Annotated in this window: 14 protein-coding genes; 8 read left to right on the top strand and 6 right to left on the bottom strand. The window is 58.4% G+C overall.

Annotation, left to right across the window (positions count from 1 at the left end; all coding sequences use genetic code 11):
* The first annotated feature begins 63 nt into the window (after positions 1-63).
* Entirely contained in the window at positions 64-354 is a 291-nt protein-coding gene (locus PSH96_RS19335; protein WP_305454378.1) for a DUF3144 domain-containing protein, read from the top strand.
* A 16-nt stretch (positions 355-370) separates the two neighbouring features.
* On the opposite strand, the gene PSH96_RS19330 is transcribed toward PSH96_RS19335, so the two are convergent.
* Entirely contained in the window at positions 371-646 is a 276-nt protein-coding gene (locus PSH96_RS19330) for a hypothetical protein (RefSeq protein ID WP_305454376.1), read from the bottom strand.
* Positions 647-765: 119 nt separating this feature from the next.
* On the opposite strand from PSH96_RS19330, the gene PSH96_RS19325 reads away from it, so the two are divergent.
* Positions 766-1,641 (top strand): YafY family protein, encoded by an 876-nt coding sequence (locus tag PSH96_RS19325; protein WP_065931418.1) that lies wholly within the window; start codon positions 766-768, stop codon positions 1,639-1,641.
* A 42-nt stretch (positions 1,642-1,683) separates the two neighbouring features.
* Here the strand turns inward: PSH96_RS19325 and PSH96_RS19320 are convergent, their stop codons facing one another.
* The 4 genes from PSH96_RS19320 to PSH96_RS19305 all read right to left on the bottom strand — a co-directional run bounded on the left by PSH96_RS19320 (position 1,684) and on the right by PSH96_RS19305 (position 6,166).
* Positions 1,684-3,030: a hypothetical protein gene (locus PSH96_RS19320; RefSeq protein WP_305454373.1), complete on the bottom strand. Its 1,347-nt coding sequence runs from the start codon at positions 3,028-3,030 to the stop codon at positions 1,684-1,686.
* 43 nt (positions 3,031-3,073) lie between these two features.
* Entirely contained in the window at positions 3,074-3,394 is a 321-nt protein-coding gene (locus PSH96_RS19315) for a YkgJ family cysteine cluster protein (RefSeq protein ID WP_305454371.1), read from the bottom strand.
* Complete coding sequence (locus tag PSH96_RS19310) at positions 3,373-4,998, bottom strand: hypothetical protein (RefSeq protein WP_305454369.1); 1,626 nt, start codon at positions 4,996-4,998, stop codon at positions 3,373-3,375. Before PSH96_RS19310 ends, PSH96_RS19315 begins: the two co-directional genes overlap by 22 nt.
* 67 nt (positions 4,999-5,065) lie before the next feature.
* Complete coding sequence (locus tag PSH96_RS19305) at positions 5,066-6,166, bottom strand: hypothetical protein (RefSeq protein WP_305454367.1); 1,101 nt, start codon at positions 6,164-6,166, stop codon at positions 5,066-5,068.
* A gap of 323 nt (positions 6,167-6,489) precedes the next feature.
* Between PSH96_RS19305 and PSH96_RS19300 the strand changes: the two genes are divergently transcribed.
* The 3 genes from PSH96_RS19300 to PSH96_RS19290 all read left to right on the top strand — a co-directional run bounded on the left by PSH96_RS19300 (position 6,490) and on the right by PSH96_RS19290 (position 15,343).
* On the top strand, positions 6,490-8,547 hold the full coding sequence (locus PSH96_RS19300; RefSeq protein ID WP_305454365.1) for a methyl-accepting chemotaxis protein: 2,058 nt from the start codon (positions 6,490-6,492) through the stop codon (positions 8,545-8,547).
* Between the two features lie 90 nt (positions 8,548-8,637).
* Positions 8,638-14,598, top strand: a complete 5,961-nt coding sequence (locus tag PSH96_RS19295) for a membrane-targeted effector domain-containing toxin (protein WP_305454363.1) — start codon at positions 8,638-8,640, stop codon at positions 14,596-14,598.
* Between the two features lie 118 nt (positions 14,599-14,716).
* A complete protein-coding gene (locus PSH96_RS19290) occupies positions 14,717-15,343 on the top strand; it encodes a glutathione S-transferase family protein (protein ID WP_305454361.1) in 627 nt (208 codons plus the stop codon).
* 68 nt (positions 15,344-15,411) lie between these two features.
* Here the strand turns inward: PSH96_RS19290 and solA are convergent, their stop codons facing one another.
* Positions 15,412-16,581 (bottom strand): N-methyl-L-tryptophan oxidase, encoded by a 1,170-nt coding sequence (gene solA, locus PSH96_RS19285; RefSeq protein ID WP_305454360.1) that lies wholly within the window; start codon positions 16,579-16,581, stop codon positions 15,412-15,414.
* A gap of 188 nt (positions 16,582-16,769) precedes the next feature.
* On the opposite strand from solA, the gene PSH96_RS19280 reads away from it, so the two are divergent.
* The 3 genes from PSH96_RS19280 (at position 16,770) to PSH96_RS19270 (ending at position 19,555) form a co-directional block, all read left to right on the top strand.
* A complete protein-coding gene (locus PSH96_RS19280) occupies positions 16,770-17,822 on the top strand; it encodes a GIY-YIG nuclease family protein (RefSeq protein WP_305454358.1) in 1,053 nt (350 codons plus the stop codon).
* Positions 17,823-18,092: 270 nt separating this feature from the next.
* Entirely contained in the window at positions 18,093-18,605 is a 513-nt protein-coding gene (locus tag PSH96_RS19275) for a sigma-70 family RNA polymerase sigma factor (protein WP_058420986.1), read from the top strand.
* Positions 18,602-19,555 carry a FecR domain-containing protein gene (locus tag PSH96_RS19270; RefSeq protein WP_305454357.1) on the top strand — a complete coding sequence of 318 codons (954 nt, stop codon included), beginning with the start codon at positions 18,602-18,604 and terminating at the stop codon, positions 19,553-19,555. Before PSH96_RS19275 ends, PSH96_RS19270 begins: the two co-directional genes overlap by 4 nt.
* The last annotated feature ends 184 nt before the right edge of the window (positions 19,556-19,739 follow it).

The raw sequence follows: 19,739 nt of genomic DNA, 5'->3' as shown, positions 1-19,739 counted from the left end.
TGCTTTGCTGCGCTCGAATATGCTCCAATAGCCGCCTTCTTTTGCTGACCCAGGAACCCTGCCATGGCCGAGACCACCGACCAAGCCTTCTACGACCGCGCAGACGCGCATATCGAACTGTCCAACGAGCAGCTCAAAACCTGCGAAAACCTCGGTGAGGTCAGCGCCTCGATGATGTTCGGCACCACGCGCTTCAATGCCTGGGCCAGCGCCCGCAACTTCAAGTCCGGCGCCGAGATGGCCGAGGCCCGTGAGGCGATGCTGAAGTATTTCTGTGACCAGTACAGGATGATGCTTGAGGATAACCTGGATGATCACATCAATAATTTCAGTCAGTACATGCGGGTCTTGTAGGTCCTGCGGGTCGGCCTCAAGGGCAGGGGGTGGTGTTTGAATCCGCCGGTGTTGGCGGCTGAATCAGCCCCACTTTTCTTTGCAGTTGGTCGACCTGTTCTTTCTCTGCGCGCAGAGCCGAGCGCAGTTCCTTGTTTTCCATTTCCCAGATCTTTGCCCAGCGGGTGGCTGTCTTGCAGTCGATGATCATCTGCCAGATGTCCTGGAGTTTCAGGTACTGAACCAGCATCAACACTGCTACTGCCGTCATCACCAGCAGGGCGCCTGTCGCTACAACGTCCGACGTTGTCATTTCACTGTCCTTTTGCTTATTGCGTGGGGGTCTAACACCCGGCAAGGATATGTAGTGAATTGCGACACGTATAGAATGTAGACTTATACAGGTAAACAATTCATGCAGATGGAGAGGCCATGAAACGTGAACAAAAGCTCCAGCAGGTACGCTGGGACCTGGCACTTCGCTATCGTTTGATCGAGACCGTTGCCTGGTGGGAAGGCCGTCTGACCACGGGGCACTTGATCCAGAGCTTCGGTATCAGCAGGCAACAGGCGTCAAAGGACATCAACACCTACATCAATGAACATGCGCCTAAAAATCTTACATATGACAAGCAGATCAAGGGCTACGTCCCCAGCAAACACTTTGCCCCGCTGTTCATTGAAGACAGTGCGTCTGCCTACCTGCACCTGCTGAACCAGACTCACACACGTATGCCCCACGTCGAAGGCCTGGCCCTGGCGTATGCACACACCAAGGTGTTGCAGGTGCCGGACCGCTCAATCAAACCCGAAATCCTGCGGCCCTTGCTCAAAGCGTGTCGCGAGCGCTTGCGGCTGGATATCGACTACGTATCACTCAACGCCCCGGAGCCGGAAGGGCGCACGATTGCCCCGCATACGCTGATCTACACCGGCATGCGTTGGCATGTTCGGGCGTACTGCGAGAAGAACCGCAGTTACCGCGATTTTGTCTTGAGCCGCCTGCGTGGTGTGCCGGAGCTGCATGACCACGAGTCGGACAACGGCATTGCCGACGACGATGACTGGAACAATACAATTGCGGTGATCATCAAGCCCGATGAGCGCCTGAGCCCGGCGCAGAAGGACATCATCCAGACTGATTTCGGCATGGTCGATGGAAAGCTCGAGATTCACAGCCGCCAGGCCCTGGTGAAGTACGTGTTGCACCGCTTTCAGATTGATCCGAAGAACCTCAACCCCAAGCCGGAGGCGCAGCAAATCGTGGTCGCCAACCTTAAAGAGTTGAAGCCTTGGTTGTATGACTGAGGGCAGGCGCGAGCGTGTGGGGTGACGCGCTCGCAGCCGGGTTCAGAGCAGGTCGTTCTGGCCGATTTCGTGCTGGATCAGTGCGCTGATATCCAGGGCGGTTCCGTCAGGCGTGCGGGCCAATTGGCTGATGTTGATCGACCAGTTGTCCGGCCCTTGCGGCGTCCAGGACAAGGCGCCTATCTCATGCAAGGCGGCAGCCAGCGCGCTGGTATCGGGTGGGTTGCCTTTGCGTTCGGTTATTTCGAAATAGGCCGCGCCGATACCGTAGGGCACCTCGTCATTACGCACCTTGGTGGCGCTGTTCGCCAGGGGAAAAGACTGATCGCCGAAAGCTTTCCACAGCGCCGTCAGCAGGCTGTTTATTTGCCCGATGGAATGGCGGCGGCCTTTGCCCATTCGAATGCCATTTTGATCAATCGCATAGAAAAAACGTTTCTGGTTAGCAATCGTAAAACACTCGTTCAGGTCGGTGGGTAAATCCTGGATGGGCGTGCCCGTTTGCGCGCTCGACGTGCCAGGGTGGGGAAGGTCATAGCCGATCATGAACAAGGCGGCTTCAAGTCGGCGCAAGGGCGCAATTGATCCCGCATCGGTGAACGCGCCAGCGCCGGCGTTTGCCAGCACTTCGGCCAGAATCCAGCTGGCCTTGAGGTTCCAGTGGGCGTGTTGTGCCGCGCCATTCAGGCCAGGGAACTGCAGATTGCCTTTAGCCGGGTTACGGTTTTTGCGCCACTTTGCGGCAGGTCCCTCCTTGGCAGGCGCCCAGGGGAACGCCAGCTCGGCGGGCACCGTTGTCAGCTGACGGCCTTGGCAATATTTCACCACGATCCAGCCCAGTGCAGCGGCGACGCGGCTGTCGTAGATGATGAAGTCGTTGACCAGCAACGAGTACACCTTGGTCATGCCGGCATTGAAGCGCAGCTGCGTATTCAATAACACCGGATCAGCCAGGCTGTTGCCGGAAAAGGCGGCTGCCGTTGTCGCAAGCAACTGGGACAGGCCGCTGCTGTTGTTGGTCAGCCAGCGCACATTGCCCGCTGAAACGCCGCCCCACTTCATGATGCCTGAGGCCGCTATTAGCGTGCAGGGATCGCTCTTTCGAGCGAGGGCGCTTTTCAACGCATTCCCCAACGCCTTCAGCGTTACATCACTGCTGGTGAGACAGACGCCAGCAGGGGTGCCCAGCGCGCCTTGGTGTGGCCAGTGATAGTTCTTGCAGGCGTCGTACAGTCCGCTGAATGAGCGAATGCGCTGGCTGCGACGATCGGTGTATTGGTGCGCAAACAACGAGGTGTCATACAGGTGAGTCGCTAGCCAATCGACAAAATCCTGAACGACAGAGCTGTTAACAGGCGCGCTTTTGCCCAGGTATTGATCGCGATGCATGTCCCGTTCCTTGATGCCGGTAATAGGGGAAAGTGTGAGGTGGCTACAGAGGCGTCGCTTCGGCGGCCCACCGAACGGGCTGCGCCTGCTCTTGCAGCAAACGGCAAACCTGAAGGTTCAGCGCCACGAATTCATCCCAGGTATGCAGGCCGGCATAATTGAGCTCATATTGGCGGTCGACCCGGCAGATATCGGGCCGCTCGGCATACACCGAACAGCCCTTGTCCGCCTCGCGGTAGTGCTTGCAGGCGCCGTCACCGCGATCGAGATAGCGGGTTTCGGGCGCCAGGTGCACATTGCGGCAACACAGCCCGCATTGGGTACAGGGAAAGGCCTGCATATTCAAATCAACGATGCCAGCCATTGGCGCGTACTGTCGGCATTTCCCATTTCAAAGGGCACATCGACATTGCGCCTGGCCAGTTCGTGGCTGAGCACGACGTTGCGTTGCAACTCGTTGTTACAGGCCATCAGTTCTTCGGCGAACTCTGCCAGTTCATCGGCGTCCAGGTTGAATTCCAGCTGGCTCAACTCGGCCAGGTAGCGGTCGAGCTCAAGGTTGATCGCCTGGAAGTCCCGGACCAGGCCGGCATGTGGCATGACCGACTCGATAAACGCCCAGAGCTTTTTCGCCACGCTACTGTGCAGCATGAAATAGTTGAGCCCCAGGGTCACCACGCCTGTGACCAGCGCACTGGCAAAGGCCGCCAGTTCACTGCCAAACGGGAAATTGCACAGTGGCAGCAGTTGCGCATAGGCCAGTGAACCGACCACGGTGGCGGAGCCCAGCGACATCAATGAAATCACCGCTTGGCAAAGATCAACAAACGCCAGTTGGTCAGGGTTGAAAATCAGCAACTTGATGGCTTTGACCAACTGGCCCCAGACCTCGCGAATGATCTTGATCGCCATTAACTGCGTGGTTGCCAGGATGTTGAACAGCGTCGTTGTGAGGCTGCCCAGAATGCCTGCGAACACACCGTCCTTGAAGGCAATCAGAAACTCATTGAAGCGCGCTTGCACCCGTTGCCAGATCCCTTGGAGCGTGCGGCTGATGCTGTCGATGAAACTTTCGAAGCTGAAGTTGTGCTTGATCTTGTCGAGCAGGGTAGGCAGTTGGTCGCGCAGTTCAAACCAGACCTCTGCCATCACCAGGCCGAGCATTTGGCGCGTGCCCATGTTCAGCCCGGCTACGCCGGATGCGGCGGCCGTCTGGTGCAGGAATTTGCTGCTGGTGTAATACGTGTAGTTGATTTGTTGCTCGTAGGGCGCGCGGGCGGCGTTGTCGCGTTTACGCATTTCATCGGGGTCGATGGCTTTGAGCTCGCGGATCTTGTCTTCGCTCTTGCGGATGTTATCCGCGAGTACGCGTGCCTTGTGTTGTTGCTCAGGCGTACTGCGTGGCATGGTTTCAAGGCGTTTGCGGTCTCTGGCCAGGTCTTTTTCATGGCCGGTGATGAGGTTCGGCAAATGGTTCAGGTAGTCATTGATGGATGACTGTTTCTTCGACTTGTTGACCGTTTCCTGGGTCGATTGCAGGTTGCTGCTTTGGTTGGCCATTGCCACACCATCAAGCCCGGCGAGGATGCGCCCTGCATCGCCGTGGATCTCATTGGCGCTGATGACGTGGTCAAGGTTTCTCGACTCGCCCTTGCCCATGACGACATTACGGTAGGGGTCATGCAGCGTGCCTGCCTGCTGACTGAGCTTGTCTTTCAGGCCAGTCGCTTTGTAATTTGGGTCTGAGTGATAAAGCGTCGAGTCGTAGTGTTTTTTTTCCTGCTCGTACCGCTGCTGTTCGGCCTCTGTGGCCCAAATACCTGCGCGAACATTGTGCACGGTGTCGACTTCACCCCCGCGCTTGTCCTTGAAAAGAAGAAAGTCCAGGCCAAAGCTGGTAACCAGACTGGTGACAACGGTGTTCTCGAGCTCTTCGGCCCAAGGGAAATCCTGCGCGGCGGCGTGCATGATGGCATCCATGAAAAACCAGGGGGGAGTGATGAAAGGGGAGCGCTATGCGCTCCCCTTGAACGCATCAAGCCTTCTTGACGTTTTGCGCTTGGGCGTCGGCGTTGCTCAGTACCTCGTCCAGTTGGGTGCTGTTCAACATCATGGAACCGTGGGCGTCCGTCTCCATCTCTGGCACGCCTTGCTCGTTCAGCACGGCCTTGCCGTCGACCTTTTTGACTTTGAAGATCGGCGTGGTGATTACGTTGACCAGGATGGACGCCAAGGCGAAGCCATTCTGGATGGTCAGCATGATGGTTTCGCCAAAGCGCTTTAACTCAGCCTGGCCGTCGGCGTTGCGGCTTTTTGCATCCTCAATGACGCTGTTGATGCTTTTGAGGCTTTCGAAGTACTGGTTGAACTGTTCGAACAGCGCGATCAGCGTGGTCCAGATGCTGTGGACATAGGTTTCGGTAGCATCAAGGTGCTCGATTGCCTTGACCAGTTTTTCAATGGCTTGATCCACTTCGCGGCTGGCCTTGCGTGCGTTTTTGAGGGCCTCTTCACCGTGGCTGTCGTAAGCCCATCCGGCAATGGCCAGTACCGGCCCGGCAACGGCGGCACCGAGAATCGCGGTGCCGCCCGCCATGCCCAGGCCGCCGGTTGCCAGCGAGCCGCCGCCAATGGCCGCCAACGTCGCGTTGGTGGCTGCAACGCCCGCCAGCGACGAGATCGCCGTACCGGTAGAGGCTGCGCCCAGCGCCATCACCCCGCCGTACACCGCGAAACCCGCAGCCGCCCCGGCAGCCCCGGCGCCGGCAGCAGAGCCCAGCACGCCGATCGCGGTGTAGCTGTAGTTGGAGATGGTTTGCAGCTTGTGCTTGGGAATGTTGATTTCCAGCTTGTTCTGGCGACCGGCGTTCAACTGCTGCAAAAGCGAGTCAGCCAGGGTTTTGAACTCGTTAAAGCTTTTACCGATTTGCAGCTCTTTTTCGCCCAGTACGCTCAATGCCGACGTGGTGGCGGTTTCTTGCGCGTCAAACGCACGCTTTTTGACGTCATAGCGCTGTTTGGCGCTGTTGACGATTTCGTCGGCTTCGGAATGCTTCTGGTAACCGTCATAGCCTTTCTTGGCGCCATAGGCGGCGCTGACCAGGGCGGCTGCACCGAGGATGAGAGGAAGCGGCATATCAATATCCCTTTGATTATTTTGAAATTAACGACTTGGGTAAGGCAATGGAAGGCGTGATCTTAGAAGCGATATCGGCAAAGTGCCATCATGCTTTAGGTGGGTGTTGAACTTTTTTTACTCGAGAGGCGCACGGTGACAATTGTGTGCCCGGCAGTGAGTGTTTTTGCCCCATTTTTGTGCGCGCGCCATCGCCGGTTTATCGCCAAGGCGCCTATCTCCAGCACAGCGGTAACGGCCCGTATCTTGCTTGGGCCTTCTCAATCAATGACATGGCATTTTGCTTCTAGTCATTTCCAGCGTGTTTTCGGGAGCGGTCGGCCATGCACACTCTTCTATCACCCGGTATCCACTTGCTCGGCCGTTTCGGTTTTGCGCGCAAGTTCCAGGTGCTGTTTTTCCTGTTCATGCTGCCCCTGGCGGGGAGCCTCTGGATGATTGGCTCGGACTATCGCGGCAAATTGAACGTGATCAGCAGCGAGCAGTCCGGTGTGCACCAACTGTTGGCCCTGGACACACTCGATGGCCAATTGAGCGCGCAACGCAACCTGGCCGCGCGCTGGAAAGCGCTGGATATCCTCCACGCGCCAACCCCGGCCGCCCAGGCTGCCATGGACAAAGTGGATGCCGGCAACCCGATGATTGTGCAAAGCCTGCAAGCCCTGGGGGAGGTGCTCAAAGCCCGCAATGCCAGCGCCGACACCCTTGCGCGTTTCGAGGCGTTGCAGGCGGCGGTCAAGGGCATGGACACCCAGTCCCTGCGCACCGTGGGCTGGTGGCCGGACGGCTACGACCGTTTCACCGCCGCGTTGACGGCGCTGCAAACCCTGCGCGAGCAAATCACCCTGGACACCGGCCTGATCCTCGACCCGTGGCTGGAGACCTACCTGCTGATGCAGATCTCCACCCAGCACACCCCGGACCTGATCGAGCGCATCGGTCGCACCGCCAGCGTTGGCCAGTCGTCTATCGCCTCGGGGCAGTTCACCTTGCAAAGCCGCTTGCAGATGCGCGACCTGCGCGGCCGTATCGGCGATGCGCGCGACCAGTTGGTCAAGGCCGCCGCTTCGCTCAAAGCCAAGCCATTTCCCGGGATCGAGCCGTGGACAGCGCAATATGACAGCAGCCTGCAACTGCTGGATAACGAGCTTAAAACCCTGGACGACGGCGTGTTCGGCGGCACCATCAAATTGGACAGCGTCGCCTTCGACCGCAGCGTCGACAGCATGTTGGGCGCGTTGGGGGCGTTGCGCAGCCAGTCGCTTAACTCACTGGATGCGCGCCTGAGTGACTACCGCGAGCGTTCGCTCCAGCACTTTATTCCGGTGGCGGCGACGTTCAGCCTGCTGGCCCTGGCCGCGTTGTACTTGTTTATCTGTCTGCAAGCCTCGATCCGCCGCAGCGCCAGTGGCATCACCACACTGGCCGAGTCGTTGCGCGACGGTAACCTGTGCGTCGAAGTGGCGGTAGAAGGGCGTGATGAATTGGCCGCGATCAGCCGGGCACTCAACGTTGCGGTGATGCAACTGCGCACCAGCCTGCTGGGCGTCAATCACGAAACCCAGCAACTCGGTTCAGCCGTGCTCACCCTGAATGCGCAGGCGGGCAGCACCCTTACCGAGGTTGAAGACCAGCAACACCAAATCAGCCAGATTGCGGCCGCTGCGACCCAATTGGCCGCCACCTCCATGGGCGTGGCCAAGAGTTGCGAACAGGCCTCGGGCAGCGCGCAGCACACCAGGCGCATCGCCGAAGACAGCAGCCGCGACAGCCAGCGCACCACGGCAAGTATCCAGCAACTCAACCAGCGCCTGACCGACACGGCCAACGCCCTGGAGCAGGTCAGCCAGCAGGGCCAGCAGATTCAGTCGGTGGTCGACACCATTCGTGGCATCGCCGAACAGACCAACCTGCTGGCGCTCAACGCGGCCATCGAGGCTGCGCGTGCGGGCGAGCAGGGCCGTGGGTTTGCCGTGGTGGCCGATGAAGTGCGCAGCCTGTCGCAACGCACCCAGGCGTCCACCGCACAAATCGCCGGCACCGTGGACAGCCTGCGCGCGACCGTCAGCCAAGCCGTCAGCCTGATGGGCGCGGCGTGCGACCAGGCACTGACCGACGCCGAATCCGTGACGGGCCTGGGCACCCGCCTGGGCGAAATTGCCGGTGCGGTGCAGCACGTCACCGACACCCTGGCGCAAATCGCGGCAGCGGTGGAAGAACAGGCCGCCACCGCCGATGAAGTCAGCGGCAATATCCAGCAGGTCGACCAGGCGGCAGGGCGCTTGCTGGACGGCGCACGGGCGGTCAATTCGGCGGCGGATACCTTGAGTAAGGGCAGTCGCGCATTGAGTGACAACACCGCGCGGTTCCGGCTGGTCTGAGGCGCCGGCCGCTGAACAATATGTACCGCCGATACACCCAGGCTCGCTCTCATGCTGAGGGTTCATTCCATCAGCATGAGGACCGTGCCCATGAGCACGCCAAGCCCTACATCCGCGTCACCGACGTTTCAGGAAAATCGTACACACCTGCTTGAGATCGACCCGGGCCTGCGCACGCAAACCCTGGAGCCTGTGGTATTACCACCCGAACTGCTTGCGCTGGAAGCGGTGAACACCAACCTGATCGACGCCAACAAAGTCTTGCTGGCGAGGTCACGCAGCTTGTTTGAGGCATTGACGGGGGCAGATCTCACCCAAGAGGCCGGCAAGACGTTGCTTACCCAACTCAAAACCGACTTGAACAAGCACCTGCTAGGCCTTGACGAAGTCAGCACGGTGGGCATTCTAGGCCGCAAGAGCTACCTCACCCAGGCGGCCGGTCTTGGCGCGTTGGAGCAGCAGGCCAAGCTGGATGTGCGCGATTACCTGCTAAGCCCTGCCGAACAGCTCATGGTTGAAGACTGCTCCCGAGGCCCGACCTTTCGTCCTGGCATGTACGCGCTCAATTTCAGCTATCAGGACAAAACTGTGGAATTTGCCGGGGCCTTCGTTCTTACGAGAAAGTCCAGCCCAGTCGTGGACAACCTGACGTCGGTAGAAAACCTCGGCCAGGTCTTGTTGTTCACGCCAAACCGGGGGCTGGAGGCCTTCGACTCTCTGGTGCAGCTCGACCAGAGCCTCAAGGCGACTTTGGCGCTACCGGCGGGTCGAGCGGAGTTCTGCCGACACTTGCCTGTACGTTATCAAACGCTGGATGTCGGCGATATCTGGCCTTTGCAATTGCTGCCCATTGACGGCGAGCCACTGTTCGAACACACCTACAACGCGATTATCGACAAGCGCAGCCAGGACATCGAACTGGCATTGAGCCTGGTAGACAACCCATTGCACGAGGCAACGCAGCTCAAGTCAGCATTGGACAACGCGGTGACAGCAGCGCTGCCAGACTTGTCGTCACGCTTGGCGTTCAGGCGCCAACAGCTACTCGAGCGCAGCGTCTATAACAGCCTGCCGGATTGGTATCGCAACGCGGCTACGGCGGACCAGGACACCCTGAGTCGTTACATGCAGGATTACAATCAGGCCCGGGCAACCTATATCGAGTTACTGGGACCTGCCGCTTCGCCTCAAGCGCTGGCCAATTTCCAGTTGACCGAGTATCTGGACGAAGCGCTGGAAATCCACGACCTGGACCCGCTCCACTTGCACATCACGACCCGGCGCAACGTCGCCAATGTCGGCACCTATGAGCAGACCCGCAATCTGGTGCAATTAAGCTATGACGGGCTGCACACCGGCGACGAGTTGCCCGGTTCTGACTTCCTGACCAATACCACCCTCACCTATGCGAACGCGCCACTGCAAGGTGATCATGCCGTTCTGAGTGCGCAAAGCCTGCTCGACATACTCCGCGAACCTGCCCTGCAACCGCGCCTGGATTTTGCCGCGCTACAAAAAGAAATGCAGACCGAGGTCAGATTCAAAAACGCGTCTCGCGACCTGTTTGATCATCGCCTGGTGTTGCTTGCCTTTGTCGCCCGGTTGCGAGGCGACCTGAGCCCGGCAGACCACAGGTTGTTCGAAACGTTGCGGGCCGGTACGAACCCGCTCCTGTGCGCACGCACCGTGCTGCTGCATGGCGCGCAACTCAAAGACCTGTGGTTATTGCGCGAGGAAGATGCCACCGGCCAAATCCGGCGTTTGCTGTTGTGCACCCCGGATTCGCCGCGCGAGCGACAGTTCCTGGCGTTCGCCACCGAGCTCGAATGCCAGGCGCATATCATCGGTTGGGCCGATGACAAAACGCAGTTAAAGGGTCGCACCATGAGCGACTACCTGTTGGAGCAATGCCCGCTGCGTTTTCGCCCGAAGATGCGCACGTTCCTCACAGGGTTGGGCTTCAAGCCCGACGCAAAGGAACATGAGGAGGTGACATTCGGCCCTGTGTGCTCCCACACGGTCTGCCTGGACGCCATGGTCCTGCATGGGCAACGCGCAGCGCAGGACGACTACGAATACAGCACCCCGCCATGGTATCGCTCAGCCCAGGCGGCGGACCGAACCCGGTTGACCAGCCTTGCCGAAGATGCCGCAGGTGCCTTGCGCACCTATAACGCCCTGCCTGATTCGGAAGCCAGTTTCATTACCTTCAATGCCTATCTGCACGACAAGGCCAAACTCAGCCTGAATACGCTGCTGGGCCGCCCTCAGAATGATGTTGACCCGGACACCGTATACGTTTCGGCGCCGTGGCCGCTGTTGGGTGGACTGCCCAAGCCCATCACCTATACCCGGCTGTACAGAGACGGTTACACGGATAACATCGGGTTCATCGACGCAAAATTCTCCACCTCGGCCACGTTCAGCGGGCCGGCGGGCATCGACCTGAGTCGCCTGACCCCGCAGAACGTATCAAGGTCGGTGACCGGTGTATGGATAGGTCAACGCTACATCGACGAAGTGCGCGGCAAATTGCAAAGCGCAAGCAGCCCCGGTTACGCCAAACGCCGCGACGCCACCTTGGCGATTACACAACTGCAGATGAAATACGCGGCGCTCGATTGCTGCCTGCGCGGTCATATCGCCCGGGTCGACTTGACCTGGCTGGAGCGTGCCATCGACAGCCTTGGCAGCACGGTGGCGGCGACCCGCACCACTTATCAGGTACATCGCCTGACGATTGACGGCGACTGGGTGATGGGCAACTACCTGTTCAGCCATGCAAACAACCCGGTTTTGCTCTACACCCCCAACGCCCCCGATGGCGTCAGCTTTCGTGAGGCGAAGTTGTTCAACTACTGGCTGAAAATAGTCGACGGCGTGTCGGATTACCTGCAGGGTCGGGTGCCGGTCCAATCTCAGGTACGGATCGGAGCGTTTCTGAAGACTGCCCGCAATGGCTTACCCGAGACGATTGACCGTACGACCTCCAGCCCGGCGCGCTATGACCGAACAACCCCCGCCACCACCCTGACCGACCTTCGCAATGACCTCTACAACATGGTGTTGCAGCGAAAAATTGATGATGTGATTGCCACCACGGTCAATCGCACGGAGATGATCACGGGGATTTTGTGGACATGCGTCGAATTGGTCACTGCCATCGCCACTATCCCTTTTCCCGTATTGAGCCTGGGCCTGGGTGGTTTGCTGGCGTTCAAGGACGCGATGCTCGCTATCAGTGCCTACCAACAGGGTGACACGGGCGAAGCCTTGAAACACTACATTGGCTTCCTGGCCAATATAGGCGGCGCTGTGCTGTTTGACTTTCGCCCGGCCCTCAAAGCACTGCGCGCCCGGGCGGTGACCAAGGCGCTGAAGCAGGCCGCGCTGGTCAACGATATCGACCCTGGCATTACTGCCGGAATGAAACAGGTGCTGTTCGATGGCCATCCGTTCTGGGTCAAGCACGCACCGGATTCCCTGGGGCGGCATCTGCTGTTTCGCCAAGACCCAGTCACTGGGCAACTGCAGTCAACTGCACGCCTGGTCAACCAGAATAGCGATGGCCATTGGGTTCGTTCCGGGGTTGCGGGAGGTGGCCGCAAAAAGACGTATGACGTACTCCCGGAGGAGACGGACCAATCTTTGGCGCGCTACGAGATTGCATCCGAGCAAGGCAAGGACTTCAGATCCGCGCTCGACCCCAAGTTCAGGGAAAACCTCACCCAGTATTCGGACGACGTCACTGCGCCTGTCGCACTTGACGAGGCCTATCTTCAATTGAAGCCTCTACGCGACAGCTATCCCAATCAGGTGAAACAGCTGACTGAAGATGCGCAGGCGCTTTACGCCTCGCCTCCAGCACGCCCAGACCGCACCGGTTTTCCGGTACTGGCATCGGATTCCAGCCCGTCTACCGTACTTGCCACCCTTTTCCCACTCAAGAAGGCGCTGATCATTGGCGCATCCAACACCAGCGTTGCCAGTAAGCAGTTACTGATCGAAAACCTGCCGGCCTTGGCAGCACAAGGACTCAAGCGCGTGCACATCGAAAACCTGCCGGCCGATGTGTTCCGGAACAAACTTAAAATAATCAACGGCGAAACCAAGGGCAATCTTGCGCATGCCTTGAAACAGGTCGAAGACCATTTGGCGCGAGTCGACGCAGGCTTGGGCTGGGCTGCGGACGCGCCTTTTACCTACCGTAAACTGATGCTTGAAGCCCACAAGCACAAAGTCGCGATCGATGGCGTGGACGCCTCGAGCTCATATCATATGGAGCATGTGCTGGCGCTGTCTGAACAAGAGCGGTTTATCCCGCGCAACAGCCAAATCAGGAACTTCTATTCCCACAAAGCCCTTTCAAAAAACGACCCCGATGAGGGGTGGATTGCCCTGGTTGACCATAACCGCATAGGAAGCACCGAAGAGGTGCCGGGCCTGGCCGACTTGCAGAATGTCATCGCCCTGCGTGTGGAGGATGTTACCCAAGGCCAGGCGGTGGGCATCTCGCCTGATACTGCCTCCGCCGCGCTGTCCCGGGGTGATTACCGGATGACTATGGCGCCGGCATCACAAGCGCTGCCGACGGCGGGTCCTTCAAGGGCGGTGCCGGCGCCCGCTGCACCGTCCCATTACACTGAGTTCGATCTGCCCGCGTCGTTGAAAGCGCACCTGGATGAGATGGTGCATTCGCATCGTGACTTGGATGCTCGCTACGGCTTTGGGAGTGGGCACCCGTATGAGGCAGCATTCAATGGGTTCAAGAACACCCGTAATCGTTTGGAAAAGTCCGCCAAAGCCGCCTTTGCCACTTACACGCCCCCGGCACGGTCCACCTTCGTCGAGCTAGGTACGGCGACCAGTGAAGAGGCGTTCGTCAAGCAACTGTACAAACTCAAGCGCGGACTGATTATTGCTGAAGCGCATGCGGATCAGTCGAGTAAACAGTTCCTGATCAAATACATGAAGCTATTGAAAGAGCAGGGTGTAAAAACCTTGTATCTCGAACACCTGCTGACCGATCTGCACCAGCTTGAACTGGACGTTTTTTATAACACGCTGAAAATGCCAGAAAATCTCAAGCGCTATCTGAGGGCGCAGGACCTCGGTCATATGAGAGGTTACACGGGGGAAAACACCTACACCAACGTCGTCAAAGCGGCGAACAAGGCGGGCATCCGCGTCCGGGCTCTCGACTGCACCGCCAGCTACCACGTCAAAGGCATGCGCGACTTGAACGCCCGCGAGAGCCTGTTCAGTTACTTTGCCAATGAGGTGATCAAGGCTGATCAGGCGGCACTGGGGCCGCATAATTGGGTAGCGCTTATGGGCAGCGCCCACGCCGACATCTATCAGGGGGTGCCAGGCATTGCGCAATTGCAGGATGCTGTCAGCTTGACGGTACGCGATGTTGCGCCCGACCTTGCACTGCCTCTGCACCGTGGGGCCTGGGAAATCCTGGAAGGCGGGGTCAAGACGCCGCCGGGCACGGCCCTTCGCAGTGACTTCAAGGTGCATGTCGGTATAGCCGGTACGCCGGCGCCGCGCCCGATGGTTGCAGCGGATCGTACATGGATCAGAAGTGTCGGCGATTTCCTGATCGAGCGGCCTTCAATGACCCAAGCCAATGTGCTCCATCGTTCTAACACTGGAGATATTATTTCCACGCCTGTTCAAATTGACGATAAGGGGCAGTTCTTTATTGAGCGGTGGCCACAGTTGCAAGCAAAGCGTTACCCAAATTTGGATTTTTTGATTCATGCACTCAAGACGGATGTGCAGTTGACGGCGGTTTCCGCTTCGACCCTGCCGAGCGTGCGCCTGAAAAACATCGGTGACTTCCTGATCGAGTACGCTTCATCCACACAAGCCCGTCTGCTTCACCGTTCCAGGACTGGAGAGATTATTACCACCCCGATAAAAAGTGACGAGTTGGGGCAGTTGTCTATCGAGCGCTGGCCGCAGTTGCAAGGCAAGCGGTATGCAACGATGGAGGACTTGGTGGATGCGCTCAAGAAAGAAGTGCTTTTGACCGCCGTCGCCTGATCACGGCCTCTTGAGGGGCAGCCTCTCGTGAAGGGGCTGCCACAATAAATCATGGGCACTCCTCAGTGCTGGCATAGTCTCATACCCTGATACTCACCCTTGCCCTGCGGAGTTGCCCATGATCACCGTTCACCACCTTAACAACTCGCGCTCACAGCGCATCCTCTGGCTACTGGAGGAACTCGGCCTGCCTTACGAAATCAAGCGCTACCAGCGCGACCCGAAAACCAACCTGGCACCACCGGAACTCAAGGCCATCAACCCACTGGGCAAATCCCCGGTCATCGAAGATGGCAGCCTGGTGTTGATCGAATCCGCCGCGATCATCGACTACCTGATCCGCCGCCATGGTCAAGGCCGCCTGCAACCTGATCCTGCCTCTGCGACCTACGACAAATATGTGCAATGGCTGCATTTTGCCGAAGGCTCGGCCATGCTGCCGCTGATGCTCAACCTCTACGTCGGTCGTCTGGGTGAAGCCGGCGCGCCGTTGCACCCGCGTATCGAGTCGGAAGTGGCCAACTACCTGGGCTATCTGAATGACGTGCTGGCGGATACGCCGTATCTGCTCGGTGACGAATTGAGCGGCGCGGACATCCAGATGAGCTTTATCGGCGAGATCGCCAAGGCCCAGGGCAAGTTGCAGGCATATCCAAACCTGGCGGCCTGGGTGCAACGCTTCCAGGCGCGACCTGCGTACCGCAAGGCGGTGGAGCAGGGCGGGGAATACGCGTTCGCCAAATAGGTCGGGCCAGAAGGCACAATTGCCCCTTGTGGCGAGCCCGCTCGCCACGGGTTCGTGTCTGCATTTTCTTAAACGCTTTTGCCGTCGAAGCGCTTCAACGAAAACGCCGACAGGTCCAGCTCACTCGACCCACGCATGCACCACTGCGCAAACGCCTCACCCAGCGCCGCTGAATGCTTGAAGCCATGCCCCGAGCATGGCGACACCACCAGGGTGTGCTGCAGCGTGGGGTGTTTGTCGATAATGAAATCGTGGTCCGGCGTCACGGTGTAGGCACACACCGCCGACTTGACCACCTTGGCCGACACGCCGGTGATACGGCCCTGAACATGCTGTTCGTACATCTCCTGCGCTTGCGCTGCCGAGACCGTGCGGTCCAGCGTTTGCGGAGTGGAAGTGGTGTGATATTGCGCCGTAGCCAGCTTCAGGCTGCCTTCGCCGGGCAACGCCGGGAAACCATAGTGGGTCTGGCCTTGGTCGTGCGTGAGGATATAGGTGGGGGATTTGCCCACCAGGTCGGCCCCAGGCTCCAGCGCGAACCAGAACAGCTGTTGCCGGTAAACACTCAGCAACCGGTCAAACGGCGCGCCGAGTAATTCGCCGGCCCAGTTGCCCGCACTCACCACCAGCTTGTCGGCCTGTAGCGTGCGCTGGTCGGTGGTCACCGTGACGCCGTGAGCATCCGAACCGATGTGAGTCACCGTCTCGCCCTTGTACAGCGTGGCGCCGTGTTGTTCGGCCAAAGTGAGCTGCACATCAATGCACCGCTCTGGGCGCACGAAGCCGCCGCCAGGTTCGTAATAGCCGATGGCGCTCTGCGCCACTTGGGCAAATTGCGGGAAACGCTGGCGAATCTGCGCAGCGTCCAGCAGCTCATGTTCAATGCCGTAGGTTTGCGCCAGGCCAATGGTGCGCAGGGTGAAATCGGTTGCATCGCTGGGATCAAAGTCATCACGAGAGGTGAGCACCAGCAACCCCGACTGCTCAAACAGCGCCTCCCCCGACAACGCCTCCAGCTCGCGCCAGATAGCGTGGGAACGACGCACAATGGGCACGTATTGCGCGCCTTCCCCCACCGACAGCCGCGTGATACGCGTGTCGCCATGGCTGGAGCCCAGCGTGTGGGGCGGGTGATGACGGTCGATACCGGCGACGTTCACACCGGCTTTCGCCAGTTGATACACCGTGGCGGCGCCCATGGCACCCAGGCCGATGACCAGCGATTCATAGCGTTCCAAGGTTGATACTCGTGTGTGAGGGTGAGGCTGTAGTTGAGGGCAAGACGCGAGAAAAAACAACTGCGCAGTGCCCTCTGGCACAAGGGTGCAAGTGGTCACTGCTGATCCCGCTCAGTCTTCATCGTCCTATTGGCGACTTCGTTATTTTATCGGATGATGGAAGTTAATCAGCACCTGCGAGAGCTCTAATGTTTGGAAGACACTTTTTATATATCCTCGTCAGAGAGAACGGTATATGCCATAAAATGGGGGTGAGCAGCGATATTCGCCGCAGGGTAAACGATTTAAACAGGCAGTTTGGTCCCTTTTGTCTCAAACGCTCATTGGTACTGCGCACCGATAGCAGACCTGAAGCGTGTATGTTGGAGGCCGCGTTAAAGATTTCTTACTTAGCCTACAATACGCCTCTGCCCGAGGAGTACTACACCGACGGGGAAACAGAGTGGTTCGCAGAGGCCTGTTACGAAACGATGTGCACTTCCCTGGAGGCTTTTGCCAATGACAGAATGGGCGAGGGGTATAGTATTTCGCCGATTAACCCTGGGTTGTTTAAATCGCTCACGCCAAAAACAATGTTAAAACAAGCCAGGTTTCAGACGTTTTTAGAGGGGCGTCAGGCGCAAATTGAGGTGCTGTGTGAAAATACGCAAAACGTAAGAAGCTTTAGAAGCGCTATGAAGCTGATGTTGCCCAACCTCATCGGGGTTGCCAGGCTTGAACCCAATGACTTCAGTCATAATTACGAAGTGTTTTTAGACGCGGGCACTGCTGCAGAAGTACTTGACGAATTGTTTCAGGTTTCACAATTAAGTGCGGATAACGATGATGTTTGGGCGGGTGCCAATTTTTGTGTCACAACACACAGTTCGTCAATGTACAAAAAGGCGTCTTTCTCGATTCCCCATCAGGCGGACCACTTTGAGCGTGGGTGGGAATCGAAAGGAAAAATCTTGACCTACAGTTCAGTACTTGAAGATTTAGTTGAAGAGTACCCTGTGCCCCCGGCTTACCTGAAATATGTTGGTCAATCCTTTTGGGATCAGCTTTCGCCTGAGGATGTTCAGGTGTACCAAGAGGCATTCCTGCGAGCACTGTTTGGCCATACGTTTGATGATCACGTTGAAGAGGTATTAAAAGCCCCACCGCGTACAAAGAAGACGTCGAGTGCGACCCGTGGGAAAAAGCGCAGCGCGGTTAAGGATGAAACGCCTCATGCTCAAATGGGCTTCGATTTTTGCTGATGCCTTTTGTTGTATATCAAGGGTTGGATGTTGAGTGCTTATGAAGGTTTGCCTAATACAAGCACTCTAAATTTCATCGCCAGCGCCTTGTATATTCGCCCACATCAGGCCGTATATCTCATTTTTTCATATGCTTTTTTTGCAGCCCTTTGCAATTTTTTATTCTTTCCTAACCTATACCCCCTTCATGCAAAGTCCGCCCTTCCTGCGATGACTTTCCATCGCTCTTCACAGCAAGGCCCGATGGCCGCTATCCGCATGGAGCATGCAATGGGTGTGAATCAGAACCTGCACTTCGGTCTGATTGGCCAGATGTTCAAGAGTGACTACAGCTGGCTTTGCGCGCGCGTTGGCCGCGCGATGGGGTGCCCGCATGGGGCGCAGGACATCGCGTCGGAGACCTTTTTACGGGTGCTGGCGTTGCCGGACCCTGCGGCCATTCGCGAGCCGCGAGCGTTGTTGACCACCATTGCGCGGCGCTTGATGTACGAGGGCTGGCGCCGCCAGGATCTGGAGCGCGCCTACCTGGAAGCGTTGGCGCTGGCGCCGCAGTTGGCGCATCCGTCGCCGGAGGAGCGCTTGGTGTTGATCGAGACGCTGCTTGAGGTCGACCGTTTGCTCGACGGGTTATCGGCCAAGGCCAAGGCGGCGTTTTTGTATCACCAGCTGGATGGTTTGACCTATGCGCAAATCGGCGAGCGGCTGGACGTTTCGGTCAGCCGGGTGCAGCAGTACATGGCGGATGCGTTCAAGCGTTGCTACCTGGCGATGGCGCAGCCATGAGCACCACCGTATCCGATGAGGCCATGATCGACGAAGCCGCGCAGTGGATGGCGTTACTGCAATCCGGGCATGCCAGTGCCCAGGAGCACAGTGCCTTCCGCCGCTGGCGCGAGGGCGACCCACGCCGTGCCGAGATCTTCAATAGGATGGGCAGCGGCGTGCCGGTACTGGGCAACGAAGACCTGCGGCGCATGCCCCGCGACAGCTTGTTGCACACCTTGAATGCACCCTCTGGCCGCCGCAGTTTTTTGCGCAATACGTTGGCGTTGGCGGGGGTTGCCTCCTTTGCGAGCATCGTCATGCGCTTGTACGACAGCGGGTTGCCGGCGGACACTTTGCGCACCGGCACCGGCGAGCGTTTGAACCTCACCCTGGAAGACGGCAGCGCGTTGAGCCTGGATGCGCGCAGCAAGGTGGTGAAGCAGTTCAACCCGCAGCAACGGCTGTTGCAGCTACTCGATGGCAAGCTGCTGGTGGACGTGGCCAAGGACAGGCTGCGCCCGTTTATTGTCGAAACTGAACAAGGCCGCATGCGGGCGTTGGGTACGCGGTTTTTGGTGCAGCAGGGCGAAGGCCAAACGCAGATCACGATGCTGCACTCTCAGGTGCAGATCACCACACGCAGCGGCGCCGTGCAGGTCATCAACGCCGGCCAGAAGGCCACGTTCGACACACAAGGCATCCTCAAGCTCGAAGCCGCCAGTGGCGGCGAGGCGGCCTGGACGCGAGGCCTGCTGGAGGTGCGCGACCGTTCATTGGGTGACGTGGTGGAGGCGCTGCGTGACTACCGGCGCGGCATCATCCGCGTCAGCCCTGAGGCGGCGAGCCTGCGTTTGAGTGGGATCTTCCCGCTGGACGACAGCCAAAGCGCCCTGCAACTACTGGCCAAATCCTTGCCGGTGCAGATCGATTACCACAGCCCTTATTGGGTCAGCATCGAGCGTCGATAAAATAATTTGCCGGCGCCCTATAAAAACTTGAAGGCTGTTGCACACCCCAATGCAGGCAGAGGTTTATCCACCTGCAAGCGCGCTGGCGCAGCGTTATAAGCCCATGCTTTTTTAGCCTAACGGCCGCCTATAAAAACCGCTGATTGGTTGTTCAACCCATCAACTGCATAACACTGGTGGGGAC

The organism is Pseudomonas sp. FP2338 (genome assembly GCF_030687515.1).
Taxonomy (GTDB): domain Bacteria; phylum Pseudomonadota; class Gammaproteobacteria; order Pseudomonadales; family Pseudomonadaceae; genus Aquipseudomonas; species Aquipseudomonas salomonii.
Note: the sequence above shows the minus strand (reverse complement) of the source record. Positions and strands in the feature narration are given on the sequence as shown.

What these genes read in the sequence shown, in the direction of transcription:
- PSH96_RS19335 (WP_305454378.1), top strand. Translation starts at nt 64, where the DNA reads ATGGCCGAGACCACCGACCAAGCCTTCTACGACCGCGCAGACGCGCAT.
- PSH96_RS19330 (WP_305454376.1), bottom strand. Translation starts at nt 646, where the DNA reads ATGACAACGTCGGACGTTGTAGCGACAGGCGCCCTGCTGGTGATGACG.
- PSH96_RS19325 (WP_065931418.1), top strand. Translation starts at nt 766, where the DNA reads ATGAAACGTGAACAAAAGCTCCAGCAGGTACGCTGGGACCTGGCACTT.
- PSH96_RS19320 (WP_305454373.1), bottom strand. Translation starts at nt 3,030, where the DNA reads ATGCATCGCGATCAATACCTGGGCAAAAGCGCGCCTGTTAACAGCTCT.
- PSH96_RS19315 (WP_305454371.1), bottom strand. Translation starts at nt 3,394, where the DNA reads ATGGCTGGCATCGTTGATTTGAATATGCAGGCCTTTCCCTGTACCCAA.
- PSH96_RS19310 (WP_305454369.1), bottom strand. Translation starts at nt 4,998, where the DNA reads ATGCACGCCGCCGCGCAGGATTTCCCTTGGGCCGAAGAGCTCGAGAAC.
- PSH96_RS19305 (WP_305454367.1), bottom strand. Translation starts at nt 6,166, where the DNA reads ATGCCGCTTCCTCTCATCCTCGGTGCAGCCGCCCTGGTCAGCGCCGCC.
- PSH96_RS19300 (WP_305454365.1), top strand. Translation starts at nt 6,490, where the DNA reads ATGCACACTCTTCTATCACCCGGTATCCACTTGCTCGGCCGTTTCGGT.
- PSH96_RS19295 (WP_305454363.1), top strand. Translation starts at nt 8,638, where the DNA reads ATGAGCACGCCAAGCCCTACATCCGCGTCACCGACGTTTCAGGAAAAT.
- PSH96_RS19290 (WP_305454361.1), top strand. Translation starts at nt 14,717, where the DNA reads ATGATCACCGTTCACCACCTTAACAACTCGCGCTCACAGCGCATCCTC.
- PSH96_RS19280 (WP_305454358.1), top strand. Translation starts at nt 16,770, where the DNA reads ATGTTTGGAAGACACTTTTTATATATCCTCGTCAGAGAGAACGGTATA.
- PSH96_RS19275 (WP_058420986.1), top strand. Translation starts at nt 18,093, where the DNA reads ATGGGTGTGAATCAGAACCTGCACTTCGGTCTGATTGGCCAGATGTTC.
- PSH96_RS19270 (WP_305454357.1), top strand. Translation starts at nt 18,602, where the DNA reads ATGAGCACCACCGTATCCGATGAGGCCATGATCGACGAAGCCGCGCAG.